Below are 20,964 nucleotides of genomic sequence, written 5' to 3'. Positions count from 1 at the left end.
CTCAGGCGGCGTTGTGCGACTTCATCGCGTCCAGCTGCGTGCGCACGCTGCTGTTGATGAAGCGCAGGGTGGCCTCGTACTTCACCGAGTTGTCTGCGAAGCTGGCCCGCTCGCGGTCCATGTCCACCGAGTTGCTGTCCAGATTGGTCTGGGCCGCCATGGCGAACTCGCGACCCGTGGGGCTCAGTGCGCCGGCCAGCGGGGCCAGGTGGCGGCCCTGCGTGGTCTGCAGGGCGCCCGGGGTACCGATCTCGCCGGTGGCTTCCTTCAGGGCGCGGCTGAAGTCGAAGTCGCGCGCCTGGTAGCCGGGCGTGTCTGCATTGGCGATGTTGCTGGCCAGCTGCTGCTGACGCTCCGCCCGCAGCACCAGGGCCTGGGTCTGGAAGTTCAGCGAATCGGTGAGGCGGTTGATCATGGAAGCACTCCTTGCCGGGGCCGGGTATCGAGGGGCTGGGCGGCCTGTCCTGCAGGCCTCTTGCCAGCCGCTTTGCGACGCCATGGCACGGGATGTGGGCATTGTTGGGCGGCGGTCCGCCAAACATGAGCGGGAAAAGAGCGCGCTTTGCTGTTCATTTCGAAGCTAAGGCGCGGCAGGCGGAGGCCTACAGTCCATCCCATCATGTTCAATCGGTCTCATTCCCTGCAGCGCACCGCCCGATGGCTGGCGGCGCTGCTGCTTGGCCTGTGCTGTGGGCCGTGGGCGCAGGCGCAGGTACAAGCGCAGGGGCAGGGGCTGGAACCCTGGCGCCAGGTCCTGCAGCAGACTGCCCAGCAGGCCGCCAGTCAGCTGAACAGGGAGTTCGGCGCCGCCGCGCGCGTGGTGGTGGAGCTGGGGCAGGCCGATCCGCGCCTGCGTCTGGCGCCCTGCCAACGGGCTGAGCCCTATCTGCTGCCCGGCATGAAACTCTGGGGGCGCTCGCGCATCGGCCTGCGCTGTGTGGAGGGGGCCAGCCGCTGGAATGTCTCCCTGCCGCTGACCGTGCATGTCTTTGCGCCGGCCCTGGTGGCCGTGGGCCCGCTGGACGCCGGCACCGTGCTGTCTGCCGAGCAGCTGCGCCTGGCGGAGGTGGACATCGCCGCCGAACCGGGCGCCGTGTTCACCGACGTCGCCGCGCTGCTGGGCCGCAGCCTCGGCCGGCCGGTGCAGGCAGGCGAGGTGCTGCGCTCTGGCAGCCTCAGGCAGCGTCAGTGGTTCGCCGCGGGCACCCAGGTCAAGGTGACGGCCCGAGGGGCAGGTTTCGCCATTGCCGGCGAGGGCCAGGCCCTCAACCAGGGCCTGGACGGCCAGGATGTCCGTGTTCGCTTCGAGAACGGCCGCACCGTGACCGGTCGGGCCATCGGAGAGCGGGAAGTGGAGGTCCTGTTGTGAACGATGCACCTTCCAGACCCCCGCCCCCCCTGTCTTCGGGGCTCTCAGCTGGTATCGTTGAGGAAATGGCTCAAGTCCGCCTGGACGCGGCCGATACACCGTCCAACAGGCTGGGCGGTTTCAAGCTCAGTCCTTGGAGAACATCATGAAAATCGGTCAAAACGCTGACAAGCTCGCCGCCACTGGCCTCGGCCAGGGCGTTGAGCGTCCGGCGACGGCGGAAGCCGGCCGCAGCAAGGGTGCTTCCGAGGCAGGCAGCGTGAAAAATGCCCCGGAAGCCAGTGCCAAGATCGCGCTGTCCAGCACCGCAAGCACTATGTTGCAGGGTGTGCCTGACGATGGCAGCTTCGACGCCGAGAAGGTGCAGCGCATCTCCCAGGCCATCAGCGAGGGCAAGTTCAGCATCAATGCCGATGCCATTGCCGACAAGCTGATCGCCAATGCCCGGGAAATGGTCGGCCGCGTTGGTGCCCACTGAAGGGACGGGTCTCCTCATGCAAACCTTGCCGCCCACCGAGAACACCGAAGCGCTGAGCCAGGATCTGGAGCGGCCGCTGATCGAAGTCGAGAACTGCCTGAACCTGCTGGGCGAAGCGCTGGTGCGCCGTGACAGCCAGGCCATCGAGACCCATGCCGCGGCCCTGCACCAGGCCTTGGCCCATGCCATGAACAGCTTCATGGAAGCCGCTCGCAACGGCAAGGTGCCGCCCCAGCTGCGCAACCGCCTCGTCCAGGCCGGTGGCCGCGTGGCAGCGCAGCGCGAGTCCCTCAACCGTGCGAATGCGGCCCTGGATCGCGCCATCGACGTGCTGATCCCGCCCGAGCCGGGTGGCGTCTATGGCGCCAGCGGCAAGAACGAGCGCAAGAGCAGCCTGGGCGGATCCATCCAGGCCTGAGCCGGCCCCTGACGAAAGAAGCCACGCAACGCGTGGCTTTTTTGCTTTTAAGGCCGCCTGGCAGGCCTACTGCGTGGCCTTGTGCCGCAGCGCCTCGAGGTAGGCGTGGCCATCCGGCGGCCGCCCGCTGCGCTGCGACTCCCAGATCATGGTGCCCAGGCAGTCCATGGCCACATGCTGGGCCTCGTGCAGGGACTGCCGGCGCGCGGTCAGCAGGTCCAGGGCCTGGCGCACGCCACGCGGCTGGTCGATGGAGTGCTGCTCGCTGATGCTCAGGTGCATGGACAGGTGCAGGAAGGGATTGGTGCGGCCCTCCTCGACGCTGTAGACGGCCTGGACGGCCTGCTCTTCGTCCGCCAGCTCGGCGTGGTACTCGGGGTGCTGCTCGATCCACTGCGCCGCCAGGGTCTCCATGGGCGTCAGGGGCAGGCGGTCCCGCCACTTGGCGTAGGTGCTGCAGAAGAACCGGCGGACTTCGATCTGGGACGGGGCAAACATGCCCGCATTGTCGCCGCAAGGCCGCCGCCCTGCCGCGATGGGTCAATCCGGCCGGGCGTCCTCGGCCTCCCCGGGGTTCCAGCCCTGGCGATGGCGCACCTGCGCCCGGGCCTCGCGCTCCTGGGCCATCAGGGTCTCCAGCTGCTGGCGGCCCTGCTTGACCATGGCGATGAGCTGGTCCTCGTCCTCGCGGTGCCGGGCCATCAGGCGCAGCTGGGCCGCGTTGTGCTGCCGGAAGCGCCAGGCCTGGCGGCGCGCCATGGCGGGCTCCACGCCCAGCAGCTCCAGCACGCTGCGACCGCTGAGCAGCGCGGATTCAAAGGTCTCGCGTTCGACGTGCTGGACCCCCAGCTCCTGCAGGCGGTAGAAATGCTGGACATTGCGGGCCCGGGCCACGATCTGCAGCTGCGGAAAGTGCTCGCGGGCCAGCTCGGCGATGGCCAGGCTCTGCGCCACGTCGTCCACCGCGATCACCAGGATGGCGGCGGTCTCCGCGCCGGCCGTGCGGAGCAGGTCCAGGCGGGTGGCGTCGCCGTAGAAGACGCGCCAGTCGAAGCGCCGCAGGCCTTCGACGGTGTGGGCGTCGTGCTCCAGCACCGTGGCCTCATGCCCGTTGGCGTAGAGCAGACGGCCGACGATCTGCCCATAGCGGCCAAAGCCCGCGATGATCACCGGCGCCTGCTGCGGCTCCTTCAGCTCTTCCATGGCCGGCCCGCCGCGCCGGGCCAGGCGGGGATGCAGCCAGCGGTCGGCCGCCGCCAGCAGGGCCGGCGTGCAGCCCAGGGACAGGGCCACTGCGGCCACCAGGGCCGAGGCCTGGGCGTCGCTCAGCAGCCCTGCCTGCTGGCCCAGCTGGAAGACCACGAAGCCGAACTCGCCGCCCTGTGCCAGCAGGATCACGAAGACCGGCCGCTCCAGCAGGGGCAGTCCCATGGCCCGGCCCATGCCCAGCAGCAGGACACCCTTGAGCAGCAGCAGGCCGGCCAGCAGGACCGCGACCAGCCCGGGCTGCAGCAGCAGCACCTGCAGGTCCAGGCCCATGCCCACGGCGATGAAGAAGAGGCCCAGGAGCAGGCCCTTGAAGGGCTCCAGATCGGTCTCCAGCTCGTGCCGGTATTCGCTTTCGGCCAGCAGCACGCCCGCCAGGAAGGCGCCCAGCGCCATCGACAGCCCCACGGCCTGCATCAGCGCCGCCGTGGCCAGCACCAGGAGCAGGGCGGCGGCGGTGAAGATCTCGGGCGTAGCGCTGCCGGCGATCCAGCGCAGCGCTGGCCTGAGGGCCAGCCGCCCGCCCAGGATGAGCACGGCAATGGCGCCCAGGGCCTTCAGCGCCTGCCAGTGGCCCTCCGAGCCGCTGCCATCCGCCCCCGCGAGAGCCGGCACCAGGGCCAGGATGGGGATGGCGGCGATGTCCTGCAGCAGCGCCACGCTGAGGATGCTCTGGCCGGCGGCCGTGCCACCCAGGTTGCGCTCGCCCAGCACGGCCATGGCCACCGCGGTGGATGACATGGCCAGGCCCAGGCTGCCCACCAGGGCCAGGCGCCAGGGCAGGCCGCACAGAAGGGCCAGGGCCATCAGCAGGGCCGTCGATCCCAACAGCTGCACCGAGCCCCAGCCGAAGATGGGCCGGCGCAGCTGCCACAGTCGCCGCGGTTCCAGCTCCAGGCCGACCAGGAACATCATCAGCACCACGCCGATCTCGGCCACCTCCAGGATGGTCTCGGGTGCAGACACCAGGCCCAGCACTTGCGGCCCGATCAGCACCCCGGCGACCAGATAGCCCAGGATGGAGCCCAGCCGTGCCCAGCGTGCCAGGGGCACGGCCAGCACGGCGGCCCCCAGGAAGACGAGCGGCAGGTGCAGCAGGTCGTGCGAGGGCGCGCTCATGCCTTCGCCTCCACCGGGCGTTCTCCCGCCGGCAGCTCTTCCTGCTCGGCCCGTTGGGAGCCGCACCAGTGGGGATAGCTCAGCAGGTGCTGCACGGCCTCGCGCACATGCTGGGCAATGGTCTCGTCGTCGGCCCGATGGGCGCCGTGCAGCACCTGGGGTGGCAGCAGGCGCAGGCCGCACAGGCGCGCCGTCTGTTCGTAGGGCAGCAGGAAGTCCTGGAAGGCGTGGCGATGGTGGCCCTGGGGGCTGTAGGCCGCCTCGGCGCCGCCCGTGGACAGCAGCAGCCACAGGTCCTTGCCCTGCAGCGCATGGCCGCCCGGCCCGTAGGCCCAGCCATAGCTGAAGACCTCGTCCAGCCACAGCTTCATCAGGGCCGGCATGCCGTACCAGTGGATCGGATGCAGCCAGATGACGAGCCGGGCCTGCGCGAGAGCCTGCTGTTCGGCCTCGATGTCGATGGCGTAGTCGGGATAGAGGCGGTAGAGGTCCCGCAGCGCCAGCTTGCCCGGAGGGAAGGGCGTGGTGGCCAGCGCGTCCATCAGGCGGGCGCTGACACGGGAATGGGCGCGGTCCGGATGGGCGCAAAGACACAGGATTTCAGCCATGGCGAAGGGTAGCAGCGTCTGCTGGCCACGACTTCCGGCCTTGCCAGCATTGCCGTGGCCGGAAAGTCGCCGCTAACATCCCCAGCAGCGCCGTCAAGGGAGATGCCATGCCCGTGATCCTGGTTGCCAACCCCAAGGGCGGGGCCGGCAAGAGCACCCTCGCCACCAACATCGCCGGCTTTCTTGCCTGGCAGGGCCATGCGGTGGCCCTGGGCGACGCCGACGTCCAGCAGTCCAGCCGGCAGTGGCTGGCCCAGCGGCCGCCGCAGCTGCCGCCCATCCGGCCCCTGGACATCGATGACAGGCAGGTGGCCCGCGTGCCCAAGGGCGTCAGCCACGTGGTGCTGGACACGCCGGCGGGCCTGCACGGCAAGCGCCTGGCGCGGCTGCATGGGCTGGCCGACCGCATCCTCGTCCCTCTGCAGCCCAGCCTCTTCGACATGCAGGCCTGCCATGCCTTCGTGCTGCGCCTGAAGGAGCTGGCCGCCGAGCAGCGCCATCGGCCGCGGCTGGGGCTGCTGGGCATGCGCGTGCGGCAGGGGACGCTGTCCCAGCAGCAGTTGCAGCAGTTCCGTCTCAGCTTCGGCGAGGGCCTGGACTGGCTGGGCGAGCTGCGCGACACCCAGCACTATGTGCAGCTGGCGGCCCGCGGTCTCAGCCTTTGGGACATTTCGCCCGGTCAGGTGGAGAAGGATTTGCTGCAATGGCAAGCCCTGTGCGGGTGGCTCAAACCATGATCGTCATTCATATTGATGATACGAATGGCGAACCCAGTCTGCGAATCGCCCACCCGGAAGGGGTATGCCCTCGCCCAGGTCCCGCCACTATGATTCGACGCCCCGACACGCGGGGTGCGTTGATACAGAACTAGCGAGGAGACCGGCATGAAGGTGCTGCTCATTGACGACCATCCCCTGATTCTTTCGGCCCTGCAGACGGTGATCTCGGGCCTGGACGAAGGCGTGGAAATGGTCGGGGTGGAGACCGCCGCCGCCGCACGCCAGCGCCTCAAGGACGAGGACGATTTCGACCTGGTCCTGCTGGACCTGCAGCTGGGCGATGCCAGCGGCTTCGACGTGCTGGAGGAGTTCCGTTCCGTCTACCCGGCCCTGCCCGTGGTGGTGATCTCGGCCTCAGACCGCGCCAGCGACGTCATCCGCTCCATCGACATGGGCGCCATGGGCTTCGTCCCCAAGCGCAGCAGCACCGAGGTGCTGTCCCAGGCCCTGCGCCTGGTGATGTCGGGCGGCATCTACGTTCCGCCGATGAGCCTGGGCACCGAGGCCCCCGCGCCGGCCGCCCCCGAGGTCAACAGCCAGGCGGCCCGCCTGCAGCAGATCTCCCAGCTGGCCACGGCCTCCGAGTACCAGATGCAGGCCGGACTGGAGAACCTCTCCCTGACCCCGCGCCAGACCGATGTGCTGGCCCTGCTGCTGCAGGGCAAGCCCAACAAGATCATCGCCCGCGAGCTGGGTGTCTCGGTGGAAACGGTCAAGGACCATGTGGCCGCGGTGCTCAAGGCCCTGGGTGTCAACTCGCGCACCCAAGCCGTGCTGGCCGTCAGCCAGATGGTGCAGCGCACGCCGGAGCAGAGCTTCAGCACCTTCCGCCAGCCGGCGCACTGAGCGCCACCGCTGCGCCATGAAGAAAGCCCGCCTCCTGGCGGGCTTTGTCATTCAGGGGGGCGGGTCAGCTCGGCTCGTAGGCCAGGCGCACGTAGATGGGGGCGAAGGCCTCGGCCTGGGTGATCTCCAGCAGGCGTTCGCGGGCCAGCTCCAGCATGGCGATGAAGGTCACCACCAGGACCTGGGGACCGCGGCTGGTATCGAAGAGATGCTCGAATTCGACGAAGCGCTGGCCCTGCAGGCGGCGCAGCACCATGCTCATGTGCTCGCGCACCGAGAGCTCCTCGCGGCTGATCTTGTGGTGCTGCTTCAGCTGCGCCTTCTTGAGCAGGCCCAGCCAGGCCTCACGCAGGTCGACCAGCTCCACGTCCGGGAAGCGCGGCGTCAAGGACTGCTCGATGTGGACCTGGGCGCGCAGGAAATCGCGGCCGATCACGGGCAGGGCGTCCAGCCGTGCGGCGGCCAGCTTCATCTGCTCGTACTCCAGCAGGCGCCGCACCAGCTCGGCCCGCGGATCCTCGGGCTCGCCGCCGTCATCCGTCTTCTTGGGCGGCAGCAGCATGCGGGACTTGATCTCGATGAGCATGGCCGCCATCAGCAGGTACTCGCTGGCCAGCTCAAGGTTCTGCTTGCGGATCTGGTCGACGTAGCTGAGGTACTGCCGGGTGACATCCGCCAGCGGGATGTCCAGGATGTTGAAGTTCTGGCGCCGGATCAGGTACAGCAGCAGGTCCAGCGGCCCTTCAAAGGCCTCCAGGAAGACCTCCAGCGCATCGGGCGGGATGTAGAGGTCCTGGGGCAGGGCAAAGAGCGGCTCGCCGTACAGGCGGGCCACGGCGACGCCGTCCACGGTCTGCAGCACGGGGCTGGGCTCGGCTTCCGTGAGCGGCTCGGGCAGCTCGACGGGATCGGGCGGGGTGCTGGGGCCGCTCAAGAGAAGGCTCGCCGGTCAGCGCAGGTGAACGGCGGCGCGCTTCAGTGGGACTTGGTCTGGTAGACGTAGGCCTGCTGGGCCACGCGGGCAGCGCGGTAGTCGGCCTGGGCGGCGCGGTCCACAGGCTTGTCCCACAGCAGGGCGCGGCCGTCGCGCTGCTCCTGTTCCAGCGTCGGCTTCTTGGCCTTCAGCTCGTCGATGAACTGGGTGACTTCGGACTTGTAGGGCTTCCAGAACAAAGGCATGGCGCTTGGGCAATGAAGGTTGATGCAGGGCTGCCGCTGCGGGCGCCCTGGCGGGAAACCGGCATTTTAGCCGTCCCGGGGCGGCGCAGGCGTGGCCTGCGGCACGGCTTCGAAGAAAGTCGCCTGCAGCGTGGCCAGGTCCGGCAACAGTCCCTGCTCGCCCAGCAGCGCTCCCAGGCCTCCGCGCTCGACCAGGGAGGCCGGCTGCGCATTGAGGCCCAGCAGCACCAGTCGCCGGCCCTGGCGCTCCAGGCTCTGCTGCAGCTGGACCAGGGCATCCAGGCCGGTGCTGTCCATGGAGACCAGCAGGTGCATGTCCAGGGCCAGCACGCGGGCGTCGGGCGGCAGGCGCTCGGCCAGGGCCTCGACCTTGGCCACCGCGCCGAAGAACAGCGAGCCATAGACCCGCAGCAGGTGCACACCCGGCGGCAGCGCCGTGCCTGGTGGCGCCTCCGAGACGCTGAACAGCTCGCTCATGCGATAGATGAAGAAGCCGCAGGCCAGCATCAGGCCGGCCTCCACCGCCACCGTGAGGTCGAAGATCACCGTCAGCAGGAAGGTGCCCAGCAGGGTGGCGCGGTAGGGCAGCTTGAAATGGCGCAGGCGAGCGAATTCATGCCACTCGCCCATGTTCCAGGCCACGACCAGCAGCAGGCCGGCCAGTGCTGCCAGCGGCACCTGCGCGGCCAGCGGCGCCGCGACCAGCACCACGACCAGCAGGCTCAACGCATGCACCATGCCCGCGACGGGGCTGCTGGCCCCCGCCTTCACATTGGTGACGGTGCGGGCAATGGTGCCTGTGGCCGGGATGCCGCCGAACAGGGGGGCGACCATATTGGCGATGCCCTGGGCCATCAGCTCCTGGTTGGGGTCGTGGCGGCGCTCGCCGCTGAGCCGGTCGGCCACGCGGGCGCAGAGCAGGGACTCGATCGAGCCCAGCAGCGCGATGGTCAGCGCGGGGATCAGCAGCTGCTTGGCCTCCTCGAAGCTGAAGCCGGGCCACTCCGGCCGGGGCAGGGTCTGCGGAATGCCGCCGAAGCGGCTGCCGATGGTGTCCAGGGGCAGCTGCAGCAGGCTCGTCGCCAGCGTTGCGAGCACCAGCGCCACCAGGGTGCCGGGCACATGGGCGGCCAGGCGGTGCAGGCGTTCGCGGGGGCTGCGTGCATGCGACGCCATCGTGTAGCTCTTGGGCCAGATCAACACCAGCAGGCTGCAGCTCGCGCCCACCAGCGGTGCGTAGGGGTTGAGGCTGGAGCGATGGGTCCACAGGGCCTGCAACTGGGCAAAGAAGTCGGCTGGCATGCGCGGGATCTGCAAGCCCAGGAAGTCCTTCAGCTGCGAGAGGGCCACCAGCACCGCGATGCCGTTGGTGAAGCCGATCACGATGGACACGGGGATGTAGCGCACCAGCACTCCCAGGCGCAGGGCGCCCAGCGCCAGCATCATCAGGCCGCCCAGCATGGTGGCGATCAGCAGGTTGTGCACCCCGTAGCGCTGCACGATGCCGTAGACGATGACGATGAAGGCACCGGCCGGCCCTCCGATCTGCACGCTGGAGCCGCCCAGCAGCGAAATCAGGAAGCCCGCGACGATGGCCGTGACCAGCCCCTGTTCCGGTTTGACGCCCGAGGCGATGGCGAAGGCCAGTGCCAGCGGCAGGGCGACGATGCCCACGGTGAGCCCGGCGCCGACATCGCGGACCAGGCGCTGGCGTTCATAGCCGCGCAGGCTCTCCAGCAGGCGCGGGCGAAAGGGATGCAGGTGAGGCAGGGACATGAACGCTCCGGTGGTGGCGGGAGGGGGGCTTGTTCATGGCCAGAGGCGGACCGCAGTGATGCAGTCGCGCGATGAAGCGCCGGCGCCGGCTCGGCGCGGCCAATCGCAGCAGGCGGATGCGTTGGGGGTCCACGCCCCGATTGTGGGGCCGCCCTGCGCGGCCAGCAAAAAGGGCTGCCGAAGCAGCCCTTTTGCGGCGAGGCCCGCGGGCTCAGCGCACCCGCATGCCCGGTTGTGCGCCGGGGAAGGGCTCCAGCACGAAGATGCCGGGATTCGCCTTCTCATCGGCATGGCTGGCGGCCAGCACCATGCCCTCGCTCACGCCGAACTTCATCTTGCGCGGGGCCAGGTTGGCCACCATGACGGTCAGCTTGCCTTCGAGGTCCTCGGGCTTGTAGGCGCTGCGGATGCCGCTGAAGACATTGCGCAGGCGGCCTTCGCCGGCGTCCAGGGTCAGTCGCAGCAGCTTGTCCGAGCCCTCGACCAGCTCCGCCTTGACGATCTTCGCGATGCGCAGGTCGACCTTGCTGAAGTCGTCGATCTTGATCTCGGGGGCCAGGTCTTCACCGCCGGGCACGACCTTCGGTGCGGCAGGCGGCTCGAACAGGGCCTCCAGCAGCTTGGGGTCGACGCGCTGCATCAGGTGCTCGTAGTTGCCGATCTGGTGGGCGCCGAGGGCGCGCTGGGCGTCCGCAAACTGCATGGGCTCGACCTTCAGGAAGGTCTCGACCTTGGCCACCAGGGCCGGCAGCACCGGCTTCAGGTAGATGGACAGCAGGCGGAAGGCCTCGATGCAGACGCTGCAGACGTCCTGCAGCACCTGGTCCTGGCCCTCCTGCTTGGCCAGCTCCCAGGGCTTGTTCTGGTCCACGTACTCGTTGACGCGATCGGCCAGCATCATGATCTCGCGCAGGGCCTTGCCGAACTCGCGGGTCTCGTAGAGCTCGGCGATGGTGCCGGCATGCGCGCGCAGGCCGTCCAGCAGGGCGCGGCCCTCCACGCCCACGTCGGCCGAGAGGTGGCCATCGAAGCGCTTGGCCAGGAAGCCGGCCGCGCGCGAGGCGATGTTGATGTACTTGCCAACGAGGTCGGAGTTGACGCGGGCGACGAAGTCCTCGGGATTGAAGTCCAGGTCCTCCACCTTGCTGTTGAGCTTGGCGGCCAGGTAGTAGCGCAGCCACTCGGCGTTCAGCCCCAAGCTCAGGTACTTGAGCGGGTCCAGGCCGGTGCCGCGGCTCTTGCTCATCTTCTCGCCGCCGTTGACGGTCAGGAAGCCGTGCACGTGCACGTGGTTGGGCGTCTTGCGGCCGCTGAAGTGCAGCATGGCCGGCCAGAACAGGGTGTGGAAATAGGTGATGTCCTTGCCGATGAAGTGGATCTGCTCCACCGCCTCGTCGGCCATGAAGGCGTCGAAGTCCCGGCCCAGCTTGCCGAAGTAGTTCTTCAGCGAGGCCAGGTAGCCGATGGGGGCGTCCAGCCAGACGTAGAAGTACTTGCCCGGCGCATCGGGGATCTCGATGCCGAAGTAGGGCGCGTCGCGGCTGATGTCCCAGTCACCCAGGCCGCCGTTGCCGTTCTCGTCCTTGGCGAACCACTCGCGGATCTTGTTGAGCACCTCGGTCTGCAGGCGGCCGGGGGTCTGCGTCCACTGCTCGAGGAACTCCACGCAGCGCGGGTCCGAGAGCTTGAAGAAGTAGTGGTCCGAGCTCTTCATCACCGGCGTGGCGCCGGTCAGCACGGAGAAGGGATTCTTCAGCTCGGTGGGCGTGTAGACGGCGCCGCAGACCTCGCAGGAATCGCCGTACTGGTCCTTGGCGCCGCACTTGGGGCACTCGCCCTTGATGAAGCGGTCCGGCAGGAACATGGCCTTCTGCGGGTCGAAGAACTGCTCGATGGTCTTCACCGCGATCAGGTCCTTGGCGCGCAGGGCCTTGTAGATGGACTGGGAGAGCTCGTGGTTCTCGGTGCCGTCGGTCGAGTGCCAGTTGTCGAAGCTGATGTGGAAGCCGTCCAGGTACTGCTTGCGGCCTGCGGCGATGCCGGCCACGAAGTCCTGCGGCGTCTTGCCGGCCTTCTCGGCGGCGATCATGATCGGCGCGCCATGGGCATCGTCGGCACAGACGAAATGCACCTCCTGGCCCATCATGCGCTGGAAGCGGACCCAGATGTCGGCCTGGGTGTACTCCATGATGTGGCCAATGTGGAAGTTCGCATTGGCGTAGGGCAGGGCAGTGGTGACGAAGAGCTTGCGAGTCATGGCGTGCAGGGTAGCTGCGCGGCGCAAAGGGGCCACGCAAGAGGCGGGATTTTAGGGCCTGGGCGCCGGATTGCCGGCGCCTGGCTCAGGCCTCCTGGGACGGTGCCTGGCCGGCCTCGGGACTGGCCGGGTCGGCGTCGTCGCCGTGCGAGGGCTCGTCGCTGCGGCCCTGGGCCTTGCGGGCCTTCTTTTCAGCGGCTTTTTCTTCGGCCTTGCGCTTCTTGGCCAACTCGCGCTGGCGTTTTTCGTAGGAGTAATTTGGAGTTGCCAAGGTCCGGTCCTTCGGTCGCGACGGCAAGTCACCGTCAGACTCGACTGTAGCGCCTCGCCGCCCGACAGGGCCATGCGGGCCTCCGGGCCATGTGCCAAGCCGCTTCAGCTTGCGCGCGCAAGCGCTTGCCAGCACAGGGAAAAATGAGGTCCAGGCTTGTGGATAAGTTTGTGGGAAAAAGGCGGGAAAAGAAGCCGTGAATGCCGCCGGCCAAGCCGGCGTTCGGCCTGCACTCGCCCGGGGAGTCAAAAAAATCCATATGGATCAATGGCTTGCGAATGCTCTGGAGTGGCCGCTGCGGCGCGCTCGCGCACAAGACCAGATGCCCGCCATTGGGGATAAGCCCGACGGCGCTTCGAGCGTTGTGTCAATTGGCGGCAGCCGTGGCGCCGAACGGCGGGGTTCTTTGAGCCCCTGCGCCGGCGGGGCTGGTCACAGAACTTGGCGCATTGAGCTCAAGTATCTTGGAGGGATGGTGTCCAAGTCATTGATTAAACAGGACTAATGAAAGCTGTCCACCGATGCTGTGGATAAGTTTGTGGAGAAGCTGGGTCCCCGAGTCCTAAATGCTTGATTCATCGACGGCGGAGCTGGGTTGCCTCAAATTTTTGCACTTCGATGACGGTCATATGAATCAATGACTTGCACGCACTTTGGAGCAGGCGCGGCCTCTGCCCTGCCGATGGCGGTGTCTTGTTTCTTTCTGGAACGCCGCCTTGGGACAGTGGGGATAAGTCAAGCCCGCCGCAGCCTGCGTGTGTGCAGATCAAGGCCCGGCGTGTGCTCCAAATGGGGGACATGCATGACGCTGGCAGGCCGCCCGGTGGCCTTGCGGGCCGCCGCAGATGGCGCCGTGGACTGGGCAGACATCCCCAGCGGCTGTGGATAAATTTGTGAGTCCGCTGGAGAAAGCCGCGCTAAGTCCTTGATGTCATTGCAGATGTCTTGTGCTGCTCAAGATTTGAGCAGGCTCGGCATGGCGCCGGGGGCAGGTGCTCGCGCCCTGGCATGCGGGGGAACGCCGAGGGGCGGACCCGAACTGGCGGCTAAAATCGCGCGATTTGCAGCCAATGGCCGTATTCATGGGGCAGGGAACCGTTTCGCAGCAATCCGCACAGCAGTCGCCAGACCGGCCGGGACGATCCGCTCAAGGCAGGGACTCGCCCGCCGCCGAGGTGTTCGAGCTCCGCAGCGCGTCCATCGCCGCCTTCAGCCTCGTGCTGCGCAGCCCGGACCTGCAGCAGCTGGCCCAGGCCCTGCAGGAGCGCCTGGGCGACACGCCCGAGGTCTTCAGCCAGGATCCGGTGGTGCTCGACCTCAGCCAGCTGCCCGCCCCGCCCCAGGCGGCCGACGACGGCCAGCTGAGCCTGGAGTCCGCCGCCGTCCAGCTGGACTTCCCCGCCCTGGTGGCCCTGCTGCGGCGCTTCCGCATGCAGGCGGTGGCCGTCAGCGGCGCCACGGTCGAGCAGCTGGCTGCCGCGCAGGCCGCCGGCCTGGCCGAGGCCGATGTCCCTGCCCAGCGTGCCGAGGCGCCGCGGGTGGAGACCGTGGTCAAGGAGGTCGTGCGCGAGGTGATCGTCGAGCGTGAGGTGCCCGTGCCTGCCGCGCCGGCCGAGCCCAGCCGCACCGTCATCGTCGACAAGCCGCTGCGCTCCGGCCAGCAGGTCTATGCCAAGGGCGCCGACCTGGTGGTGATGGCGCTGGTGAACCATGGCGCCGAGGTCATCGCCGACGGCAACATCCATGTCTACGCGCCCCTGCGTGGCAAGGCGATTGCCGGGGCCCGTGGCAATACCGAAGCCCGCATCTTTGCTGCCAGCCTGGAGGCTGAGCTGATCGCCATTGCCGGCATCTACCGCACCACCGAGAACCCTCTGCCCGCCGAGGTGCTGGGCAAGCCGGCGCAGGTCCGGCTGGAGGGCGAGAAGCTGGTGATGGAAGCCTTGAAACTCTGAGCCGCCCGAAGTCCGGACGGCCGAACAACGCATTTTTGAAGAAGGAAGGCAATCGATGACCAAGATCGTCGTGGTGACCTCGGGCAAGGGGGGCGTGGGCAAGACCACGACCAGTGCCAGCTTTGCAACAGGCCTCGCCATGCGCGGCTACAAGACCGCGGTGATCGACTTCGACGTGGGCCTGCGCAACCTGGACCTGATCATGGGGTGCGAGCGCCGCGTGGTCTACGACCTGATCAACGTCATCAACGACGAGATCAAGCTGACCCAGGCCCTCATCAAGGACAAGCAGCTGGACAAGCTCTACATCCTGGCCGCCTCCCAGACCCGTGACAAGGACGCCCTCAGCCAGGAAGGCGTGGAGCGCGTGCTGGAAGAGCTCAAGGCCATGGAGTTCGACTACATCGTCTGCGACTCGCCGGCCGGCATCGAGACGGGCGCGCTGATGGCCATGCACTATGCCGACGAGGCCCTGGTGGTGACCAACCCCGAGGTCTCCTCGGTGCGCGACTCCGACCGCATCCTGGGCATGCTCAACAGCAAGACCAAGCGCGCCATCGAAGGCAAGGAGCCCGTCAAGGAGCACCTGCTGATCACGCGCTACAACCCCAACCGCGTCGAAGGCGGCCAGATGCTCTCGCTGGAAGACATCCACGAGATCCTGCGCACCCCGCTGATCGGCGTGATCCCGGAGAGCGAGATCGTGCTGCAGGCCTCCAACCAGGGCCTGCCCGCCATCCACATGAAGGGCACCGACGTGGCCGAGGCCTATGCCGACGTGGTGGGCCGCTTCCTGGGCGAGGACAAGCCCATGCGCTTCATCGAGGCGGTCAAGCCGGGCTTCTTCAAGCGCCTGTTCGGCGGCAAGTGAGGGGCGGCCACAATGGGATTCCTCTCGTTTTTCATTGGTGAGAAGAAGAGCACGGCCAGCGTCGCCAAGGAGCGCCTGCAGCTGATCCTCGCGCACGAGCGCAATGGCCGCAGCGCCAGCCCCGACTACCTGCCCCAGCTGCAGAAGGAGCTGGTGGCGGTGATCTCCAAGTACGTCTCCATCAACCCGGACGACATCAAGGTCCACATGGAGCGCCAGGACAACCTGGAGGTGCTGGAGGTCAAGATCGAGCTGCCCGAGCCGGGTCGCTGAGCCTTCACCGGCCTCGCAAATGCGAAGGGCCAGTCCTTGCGGGCTGGCCCTTTTTGCTGCCTGGCTTCGGCGACTCAGGCGTGGTCGAACTGGGAGGCGTTCTTGCCCTTGAAGGGGGCGTAGAAGGCCTTGATCTTGACCATGTCTGCCTCGATGTCGCCGGTGGGCACGAAGACCGGGCCCAGGCCGCTGAGCTTGCGGCTGTAGTCCATGTAGGCCATCACGATGGGCACCTCGGCGGTGACGGCGATCCAGTAGAAGCCGGTCTTCCAGTAGCGCGTCTTGCTGCGCGTGCCCTCGGGTGGCACGACCAGCTGCAGCGGGCCGTCGGCGGCCTTGATGGCCTCGGCCGAGGCGGCGACGAGGTTGTTGCTCTTGTCGCGTTGCACGGCAATGCCGCCCAGCCAGCGCATCACGGGCCCGAAAGGGAAGCGGAAGATCTGCGCCTTGCCCATCCAGTAGATGTTCAGGCGCAGTGCGAAGGCCACCATGAGCGTGTAGGGCAGGTCCCAGTTGCTGGTGTGCGGGGCGGCGATCAGCACGCATTTGTCCTGGCCGGCCGGCAGGGCGCCGTCCAGCTTCCAGCCCGTCAGGCGCAGGAAACCCACCGAGAAGGCCCGCAGCAAGGTGTTGACGACGGGCGTGGTGAAGATCGTGCGGTGCATGCGGACGGGGCCTGGGCTGACAAACCGTCGATTATCTCGTCTGCCGCTCCGGGATCCCTGCCTGTTTTTAGAGCAGGACAACAAAGTCCGTGAAGAAACAAGCACTTGCCGCATTGCTGCAGAGGCCGTGCACGGACTTGTCCACAGGCGCTGTGGATGCCTGGACCGATGCGGGCGGCCTCAGCCGCCCGCATCGGTCCCGGGCAGGGCCTCGATCACCAGGTCCGAGCAGGGCCGGGCCACGCAGGGCAGGAACCAGCCCTCCGCCTTCTCCTCGGCGCTGAGCCCGGGCCATTCGACGAGGTACTCGATCTGCCCCGAGACGAGGCGCCGCATGCAGGCCCGGCAGGTGCCAGCGCGGCAGGAGCTCAGCAGGCCGCCGCCCTCGCGCAGGCTGGCGCGCAGCACGGTGAGCTCGGCGGGCGCCTCGAAGCAGTCCCCGGGCTCGCCGGGCTGGAAGCGGATGCGGTAGGACTGTGGTGACATCGGCACATGATGCCAGCGAGCCCCCGGCTTTCGTGAAATGCGAGACGGGCGGCGGGCGCCAGTGGCTGGCATCTGCCTGCGACGGGGCACACACTGCATCCACATGGACGCAGCGCGCCCTCATCCCGAACTGGAGTCGACCCTGGCCAGCGCCTGGTTCTCGCTGGCGGGGGAGCACTGCGCCTTCCGCAGCCTGGACGGCATGCCCGAGCTCGACCCCGAGGCCGCCTGCTTCCAGCTGCCGGTGCTGAGTGCCGACGGGCGCGAGGCCGGCCGCGTACTGCTGGCCCTGAGCGACGAGGATGCCCAGCAGCTGGGCGTCTCCATGTTCGGCATGCCGCTGGACGAGCTGGGCCAGGAGGAGCTGGATGACGCCAATGCCGAGCTCTGCAACATCTTCGGCAGCTGCCTGGTGAAGGCCCTGGACGACAGCCACCAGCTGGAGATGGGCCTGCCGCGCCGCGCCCGCATCGAGGCCTTCGAGGCCCTCAGCCGCCGTCGCATGCCGGCCCTGACGCTGGCGGCCACGCTGGGCCCCCGGCACATCGTCGTGGCCTATTTCGCAAGTGCCCGTGATGTCGACATCGCATCGCCTGCGCCCCCTTCCACCAAGGATCCGCGCCATGGTTGATTCGAACCCCACACCCCTGCGCGTGCTGGTCGTGGACGACAGCCGCGCCATCCAGGCCATCATCACCCGCGTACTGCAGAACGCCGGCCTGGGCCCGATGGTGGTCGAGACGGCCGGCAACGGCGAGCAGGCGCTGCGCATGGTCACCGCCCATCCGCCTGACCTGGTGATCTCTGACTGGCACATGCCCGTCGTCAGCGGCATCGAGATGCTGCAGACGCTGCGCCAGCTGGGCGGCGGCATGGTCAAGGTGGGCTTCGTGACCACCGAGACGGCCGAGCGCCACCTCGACCAGGCGCGCAGCAACGGTGCGGTCTTCGTGATCAACAAGCCCTTCAAGGACGAGGAGCTGCTGCAGGAGGTGCAGAAGGCGCTGGCCGCGCGCGTCGAGCAGCTGAAGGCGCCGCCCCCGCCACCGCCGCCGCCCCTTGCGCCGCCAGCCCTGAGCTCCGAGGGGGCGCTGCATGCCCTGGTCAAGCTGCAGCTGGGGCAGATTCCCTTCCGCCTGGTCGAGGCGCCGGGCCAGAGCCTGGACGACCTGAAGCTGCCGCACGACCTGGCCATGTATGCGCTGGACGGGCAGAAGACACCCTTCGCGCTGGGCATCCTCGACGTCAACGCCTGCTGCATCCTGGGCGGCGGCGGCGCGCGCCTGCAGCCGCCGCCGGTGCGCCAGGCCATGCAGGCGGCCAGGCCCACGCCGGAGATGATGCAGTTCGCCGACCACTTCCTGCGCTCGGCCGCGGGCATCCTGGCGCGCGGGGAGAGCGGTGGCGCGCCGGCGCTGCGCATCGTCAACCTCACGCCCAAGCCCTTCGACAAGCTGCAGGGCCTGCTGTTGCGCAACCACGGGCGCAGCGACTACCGGATCGCCGTCCCAGGCTACGGCGAGGGAAGATTGGCATTCATTCGCTGCTGATGCTGCCGATAAGTCCCTTGGGCGCGCCTTCGCGCCGCAACAGGAACAGGTCGCTCTGATCATGGCGCTGGAGTTTTCGCTCGACAGCCTCGCGGTGGTTGCCGTCTTCGTGGCCAATGCCGCGGTGATGGTGATCACCATTGGCACTTACTGGCGCATGACGCGCTACGAGCAGAGCAACCACATCCACATCGTCAACGCCCTGCGCGAGACCCGCGACGCCGGGCGCGAGATGAAGATCGCCGCCCATGAGCTCATCCGCATTGCCGAGCGCGGCGGCGTGGGGGGCGGAGGTGGCCTTGGCAGCGCGGAGCTGGGCCAGTTGGACGAGCTGATGAAGCTGGTGCGCGGCCTGCTCGACGCCTATGGCGGGCAAGACGAGGAGGCCGAGGCCGGCGATGAGCCCGAGGTGCGCTGGCCCGATGCCGCCCATGAGATGAGCAGCGAGCTGATGGAGCAGCTGCGCCGCAGCCATCGCAACGAGGTGGACCGCCTGGTGGCACAGCGCCGCCGCATGCAGGTGGAGCTGGGCCTGACGCGGGAGCGCCTGGACGATGCGCTCAAGCAGCTCAGCGCCTCGCGGCACCGCGGCGGCGGTGGCGGCTCTGCCGGCGGCGGCCCCGAGCTGCAGGTGCTGCGCCAGCAGCTGGACGGCGTGCGCTCCCAGCTGCAGCAGGCCCAGGACCGCCAGTACCTGGCCGAGACCCGGGCCGAGAAGGCCGAGCGTGTGAGTGCCAAGCTGCAGAAGGAGCTGGAGGAAATGGCCCTGGCGCCCAAGTCCTCGGCCCCGAACAACCAGGCGCCCGAGATGATGAAGCTGCTGGAGCGCGAGGCCCTGATGCTGCGCGAGCAGCTGGCCGAGGCCGAACGCACCATCCAGAAGCTGCGGGCCGAGCTGGCTGCGCTGGCGGCCAACCCGCCCGAGCACGCCGACGCGCAGGCGGTGGACGAGATCCGCGAGCGCCTGGAGCGCGAACTGGAGCAGCTGCGCGGCAAGATCGACGACCTGCAGGACGCGCTCAAGCGCAACCAGGTCGAGAAGGAGTTCATCGAGGAGCACTACCTCAAGGAAGCCCAGAAGAACGAGGAAGCGCGCCTGGAGGCCGAGGCCGCCGCCGCCGCCATGGAGTTCGTGGGCAAGACGCCGGGCGGGCGCTGAGCGTCCCCGGACTGCAGGGCCGGGTCTTGCCTCACCGTGGGGCCAGGTCTTGCCTTGCCGGCTGAGGGACAATCGCGGGTTTCCTTGCGTCCGGGCCCGGCCCGGATTCCTCCCGTCGCAGTTCCTGACCATGCTCAAGTACCTGGCCGGCTATCCGGCAGCCCTGCAGGACCAGGTCCGGCAGATGATCGACGCCGGCCGCCTGGGCGACTACCTGACCGCCCGCTACGCCGAGCCGCACACGGTGCAGAGCGACCGCGCCCTGTTCGACTACACGCAGGCGCTCAAGCAGCGCCACCTGCGCAATGCCGCGCCGCTGGACAAGGTCTGCTATGACAGCAAGCTCAAGGTGATCCAGCACGCCCTGGGCACGCACACCCGCAGCACGCGCGTGCAGGGCAGCCAGCTCAAGAGCCGGCGAGAGATCCGCATCGCCAGCCTCTTCCGCGAGGCGCCGGCCGACTTCCTGAAGATGATCGTGGTGCACGAGCTGGCCCACCTCAAGGAGCTGGAGCACAACAAGGCCTTCTACCAGCTGTGCCAGCACATGGAGCCGCGCTACGGCCAGCTGGAGCTGGATCTGCGCCTGTACCTCACCTGGCGCGAGCTGCCGACGGTGACCGCGACGGAGGCCGTCTCGTGATCCTGCTCGCGCCCATGGAAGGCCTGCTGGACCACATGCTGCGCGACGTGCTGACCCGCGTGGGCGGCATCGACCGCTGCGTCAGCGAGTTCATCCGCATCACCGACATGCTGCTGCCCCGGCGCGTGTTCACCCGCATCGTGCCCGAGTTGCTGCAGGGCGGTCGCACGCCGGCGGGGGTGCCGGTGCGCGCACAGCTGCTGGGCTCGGACCCGACCTGCATGGCCGAGAACGCCGCGCGTCTGGCCGAGTTGAACCCTGCCGGCATCGACCTCAACTTCGGCTGCCCCGCCAAGTGCGTCAACCGCCATCGCGGGGGGGCCGTGCTGCTGGACGAGCCCGAGCTGATCGCCGAGATCGTGGGTGCCGTGCGGCGCGCCATCCCGGCGGACATGCCGCTGTCGGCCAAGATGCGCCTGGGCTTCATGGACCAGTCGCGCACCCTGGAGTGCGCGCTGGCCATGGCCGAGTCGGGCGCCGAGGAGCTGGTGATCCATGCCCGCACCAAGGCCGATGGCTACAAGCCGCCTGCCTACTGGGACCGCATCGCCCACGTGCGCGAGGCGCTCGACCCCGCGGTGGGCGTGGTGGCCAATGGCGAGGTGTGGACGGTGGAGGATGCGCGGCGCTGCCTGCAGGAGTCCGGCTGCGACGCGCTGATGCTGGGCCGGGGCATGGTGGCCAATCCGGGCCTGGCGCTGGCCGTGCGCGGGATGGGCGCAGGGCAGGGGCTGGACTGGAACGCCCTGCAGCCCCTGATGCTGCAGTTCTGGCGCGAGGTCCAGGCGCATGTGCAGCCCAAGCACCAGGCCGGCCGGCTCAAGCAGTGGCTGCACTATCTGCGCCGCCACTACCCTGAGGCGGGCGAGGCCTACCAGCGCGTGCGCACGATCAACGTGCCGGCCGAGCTGGAGCGGGCGTACTTCACGCAGGCCGCCTGAGCAGGCCTGATGCGGGCGCGGCTCGCACGAAGCCCGTCACACAGGCCCGTTTCCC

24 protein-coding genes are annotated in these 20,964 nt (G+C 68.4%); 13 read left to right on the top strand and 11 right to left on the bottom strand.

All coding sequences use genetic code 11. From position 1 onward, the window contains the following. Window position 1: 1 nt before the first annotated feature. Window positions 2-415, bottom strand: a complete 414-nt coding sequence (flgB, locus tag ABDJ40_RS18505; RefSeq protein ID WP_269633817.1) for a flagellar basal body rod protein FlgB — start codon at window positions 413-415, stop codon at window positions 2-4. Window positions 416-619: 204 nt separating this feature from the next. On the opposite strand from flgB, the gene flgA reads away from it, so the two are divergent. The 3 genes from flgA (at window position 620) to ABDJ40_RS18490 (ending at window position 2,265) form a co-directional block, all read left to right on the top strand. Beyond that, window positions 620-1,369: a flagellar basal body P-ring formation chaperone FlgA gene (gene flgA, locus ABDJ40_RS18500; RefSeq protein WP_347611833.1), complete on the top strand. Its 750-nt coding sequence runs from the start codon at window positions 620-622 to the stop codon at window positions 1,367-1,369. Window positions 1,370-1,514: 145 nt separating this feature from the next. Next, a complete protein-coding gene (gene flgM / locus ABDJ40_RS18495; RefSeq protein ID WP_269633819.1) occupies window positions 1,515-1,847 on the top strand; it encodes a flagellar biosynthesis anti-sigma factor FlgM in 333 nt (110 codons plus the stop codon). 16 nt (window positions 1,848-1,863) lie between these two features. Further along, the gene (locus tag ABDJ40_RS18490) at window positions 1,864-2,265 is read left to right on the top strand and encodes a hypothetical protein (protein ID WP_183105231.1); all 402 of its coding nucleotides are present in this window, start codon (window positions 1,864-1,866) and stop codon (window positions 2,263-2,265) included. A gap of 66 nt (window positions 2,266-2,331) precedes the next feature. On the opposite strand, the gene ABDJ40_RS18485 is transcribed toward ABDJ40_RS18490, so the two are convergent. The 3 genes from ABDJ40_RS18485 to kefF are packed head-to-tail and all read right to left on the bottom strand — an operon-like array spanning window position 2,332 to window position 5,258. Next, window positions 2,332-2,763, bottom strand: a complete 432-nt coding sequence (locus ABDJ40_RS18485) for a DUF1841 family protein (protein ID WP_347611831.1) — start codon at window positions 2,761-2,763, stop codon at window positions 2,332-2,334. 42 nt (window positions 2,764-2,805) lie between these two features. Beyond that, window positions 2,806-4,650 carry a glutathione-regulated potassium-efflux system protein KefC gene (kefC, locus tag ABDJ40_RS18480; RefSeq protein ID WP_347611830.1) on the bottom strand — a complete coding sequence of 615 codons (1,845 nt, stop codon included), beginning with the start codon at window positions 4,648-4,650 and terminating at the stop codon, window positions 2,806-2,808. After that, entirely contained in the window at window positions 4,647-5,258 is a 612-nt protein-coding gene (kefF, locus tag ABDJ40_RS18475) for a glutathione-regulated potassium-efflux system oxidoreductase KefF (RefSeq protein WP_347611829.1), read from the bottom strand. The genes kefC and kefF overlap by 4 nt, the downstream gene beginning before the upstream one ends. Window positions 5,259-5,365: 107 nt before the next feature. On the opposite strand from kefF, the gene ABDJ40_RS18470 reads away from it, so the two are divergent. Beyond that, window positions 5,366-5,995 carry a nucleotide-binding protein gene (locus ABDJ40_RS18470; protein WP_347611828.1) on the top strand — a complete coding sequence of 210 codons (630 nt, stop codon included), beginning with the start codon at window positions 5,366-5,368 and terminating at the stop codon, window positions 5,993-5,995. A gap of 147 nt (window positions 5,996-6,142) precedes the next feature. After that, window positions 6,143-6,883, top strand: coding sequence for a response regulator (locus ABDJ40_RS18465; RefSeq protein WP_347611827.1), 741 nt, complete (start codon window positions 6,143-6,145; stop codon window positions 6,881-6,883). Window positions 6,884-6,947: 64 nt separating this feature from the next. Here the strand turns inward: ABDJ40_RS18465 and ABDJ40_RS18460 are convergent, their stop codons facing one another. From ABDJ40_RS18460 to ABDJ40_RS18440, 5 genes are all read right to left on the bottom strand, one after another. Beyond that, window positions 6,948-7,817, bottom strand: a complete 870-nt coding sequence (locus ABDJ40_RS18460) for a segregation and condensation protein A (protein ID WP_430765657.1) — start codon at window positions 7,815-7,817, stop codon at window positions 6,948-6,950. Window positions 7,818-7,858: 41 nt separating this feature from the next. Beyond that, window positions 7,859-8,062 (bottom strand): DUF3460 family protein, encoded by a 204-nt coding sequence (locus ABDJ40_RS18455; protein WP_269633825.1) that lies wholly within the window; start codon window positions 8,060-8,062, stop codon window positions 7,859-7,861. Between the two features lie 66 nt (window positions 8,063-8,128). Continuing rightward, window positions 8,129-9,838: a SulP family inorganic anion transporter gene (locus tag ABDJ40_RS18450; RefSeq protein ID WP_347611826.1), complete on the bottom strand. Its 1,710-nt coding sequence runs from the start codon at window positions 9,836-9,838 to the stop codon at window positions 8,129-8,131. Between the two features lie 211 nt (window positions 9,839-10,049). Further along, window positions 10,050-12,095, bottom strand: a complete 2,046-nt coding sequence (gene metG / locus ABDJ40_RS18445) for a methionine--tRNA ligase (RefSeq protein WP_347611825.1) — start codon at window positions 12,093-12,095, stop codon at window positions 10,050-10,052. Window positions 12,096-12,180: 85 nt separating this feature from the next. Then, window positions 12,181-12,366: a hypothetical protein gene (locus ABDJ40_RS18440; RefSeq protein WP_347611824.1), complete on the bottom strand. Its 186-nt coding sequence runs from the start codon at window positions 12,364-12,366 to the stop codon at window positions 12,181-12,183. Window positions 12,367-13,541: 1,175 nt separating this feature from the next. Between ABDJ40_RS18440 and minC the strand changes: the two genes are divergently transcribed. Genes minC through minE form a run of 3 tightly spaced genes read left to right on the top strand, consistent with a single transcriptional unit; the run spans window position 13,542 to window position 15,465 of the window. Further along, window positions 13,542-14,321 carry a septum site-determining protein MinC gene (gene minC, locus ABDJ40_RS18435; RefSeq protein WP_347611823.1) on the top strand — a complete coding sequence of 260 codons (780 nt, stop codon included), beginning with the start codon at window positions 13,542-13,544 and terminating at the stop codon, window positions 14,319-14,321. Window positions 14,322-14,376: 55 nt separating this feature from the next. Next, window positions 14,377-15,192 carry a septum site-determining protein MinD gene (gene minD / locus ABDJ40_RS18430; protein ID WP_183105220.1) on the top strand — a complete coding sequence of 272 codons (816 nt, stop codon included), beginning with the start codon at window positions 14,377-14,379 and terminating at the stop codon, window positions 15,190-15,192. A 12-nt stretch (window positions 15,193-15,204) separates the two neighbouring features. Next, complete coding sequence (minE, locus tag ABDJ40_RS18425) at window positions 15,205-15,465, top strand: cell division topological specificity factor MinE (protein WP_183105219.1); 261 nt, start codon at window positions 15,205-15,207, stop codon at window positions 15,463-15,465. A 74-nt stretch (window positions 15,466-15,539) separates the two neighbouring features. On the opposite strand, the gene ABDJ40_RS18420 is transcribed toward minE, so the two are convergent. Together ABDJ40_RS18420 and ABDJ40_RS18415 are read right to left on the bottom strand one after the other, a co-directional pair. Further along, the gene (locus ABDJ40_RS18420) at window positions 15,540-16,130 is read right to left on the bottom strand and encodes a lysophospholipid acyltransferase family protein (protein ID WP_347611822.1); all 591 of its coding nucleotides are present in this window, start codon (window positions 16,128-16,130) and stop codon (window positions 15,540-15,542) included. A gap of 180 nt (window positions 16,131-16,310) precedes the next feature. Then, window positions 16,311-16,616: a 2Fe-2S iron-sulfur cluster-binding protein gene (locus ABDJ40_RS18415; RefSeq protein WP_347611821.1), complete on the bottom strand. Its 306-nt coding sequence runs from the start codon at window positions 16,614-16,616 to the stop codon at window positions 16,311-16,313. A 103-nt stretch (window positions 16,617-16,719) separates the two neighbouring features. On the opposite strand from ABDJ40_RS18415, the gene ABDJ40_RS18410 reads away from it, so the two are divergent. The 5 genes from ABDJ40_RS18410 to ABDJ40_RS18390 all read left to right on the top strand — a co-directional run bounded on the left by ABDJ40_RS18410 (window position 16,720) and on the right by ABDJ40_RS18390 (window position 20,909). After that, on the top strand, window positions 16,720-17,247 hold the full coding sequence (locus ABDJ40_RS18410) for a hypothetical protein (protein ID WP_347611820.1): 528 nt from the start codon (window positions 16,720-16,722) through the stop codon (window positions 17,245-17,247). After that, window positions 17,240-18,166, top strand: coding sequence for a response regulator (locus ABDJ40_RS18405; RefSeq protein ID WP_347611819.1), 927 nt, complete (start codon window positions 17,240-17,242; stop codon window positions 18,164-18,166). Before ABDJ40_RS18410 ends, ABDJ40_RS18405 begins: the two co-directional genes overlap by 8 nt. A gap of 61 nt (window positions 18,167-18,227) precedes the next feature. Beyond that, window positions 18,228-19,325 carry a hypothetical protein gene (locus ABDJ40_RS18400; RefSeq protein ID WP_347611818.1) on the top strand — a complete coding sequence of 366 codons (1,098 nt, stop codon included), beginning with the start codon at window positions 18,228-18,230 and terminating at the stop codon, window positions 19,323-19,325. 130 nt (window positions 19,326-19,455) lie between these two features. Beyond that, window positions 19,456-19,968, top strand: coding sequence for a YgjP-like metallopeptidase domain-containing protein (locus ABDJ40_RS18395; protein ID WP_347611816.1), 513 nt, complete (start codon window positions 19,456-19,458; stop codon window positions 19,966-19,968). A gap of 14 nt (window positions 19,969-19,982) precedes the next feature. Then, window positions 19,983-20,909 (top strand): tRNA dihydrouridine synthase, encoded by a 927-nt coding sequence (locus ABDJ40_RS18390; protein ID WP_347611923.1) that lies wholly within the window; start codon window positions 19,983-19,985, stop codon window positions 20,907-20,909. Window positions 20,910-20,964 lie beyond the last annotated feature (55 nt).

This window comes from Roseateles flavus (assembly GCF_039872765.1).
Taxonomy (GTDB): domain Bacteria; phylum Pseudomonadota; class Gammaproteobacteria; order Burkholderiales; family Burkholderiaceae_C; genus Roseateles_B; species Roseateles_B flavus.
The sequence above is the reverse complement of the archived record's forward strand: the minus strand, read 5'-3'. Positions and strand labels throughout refer to the sequence as shown.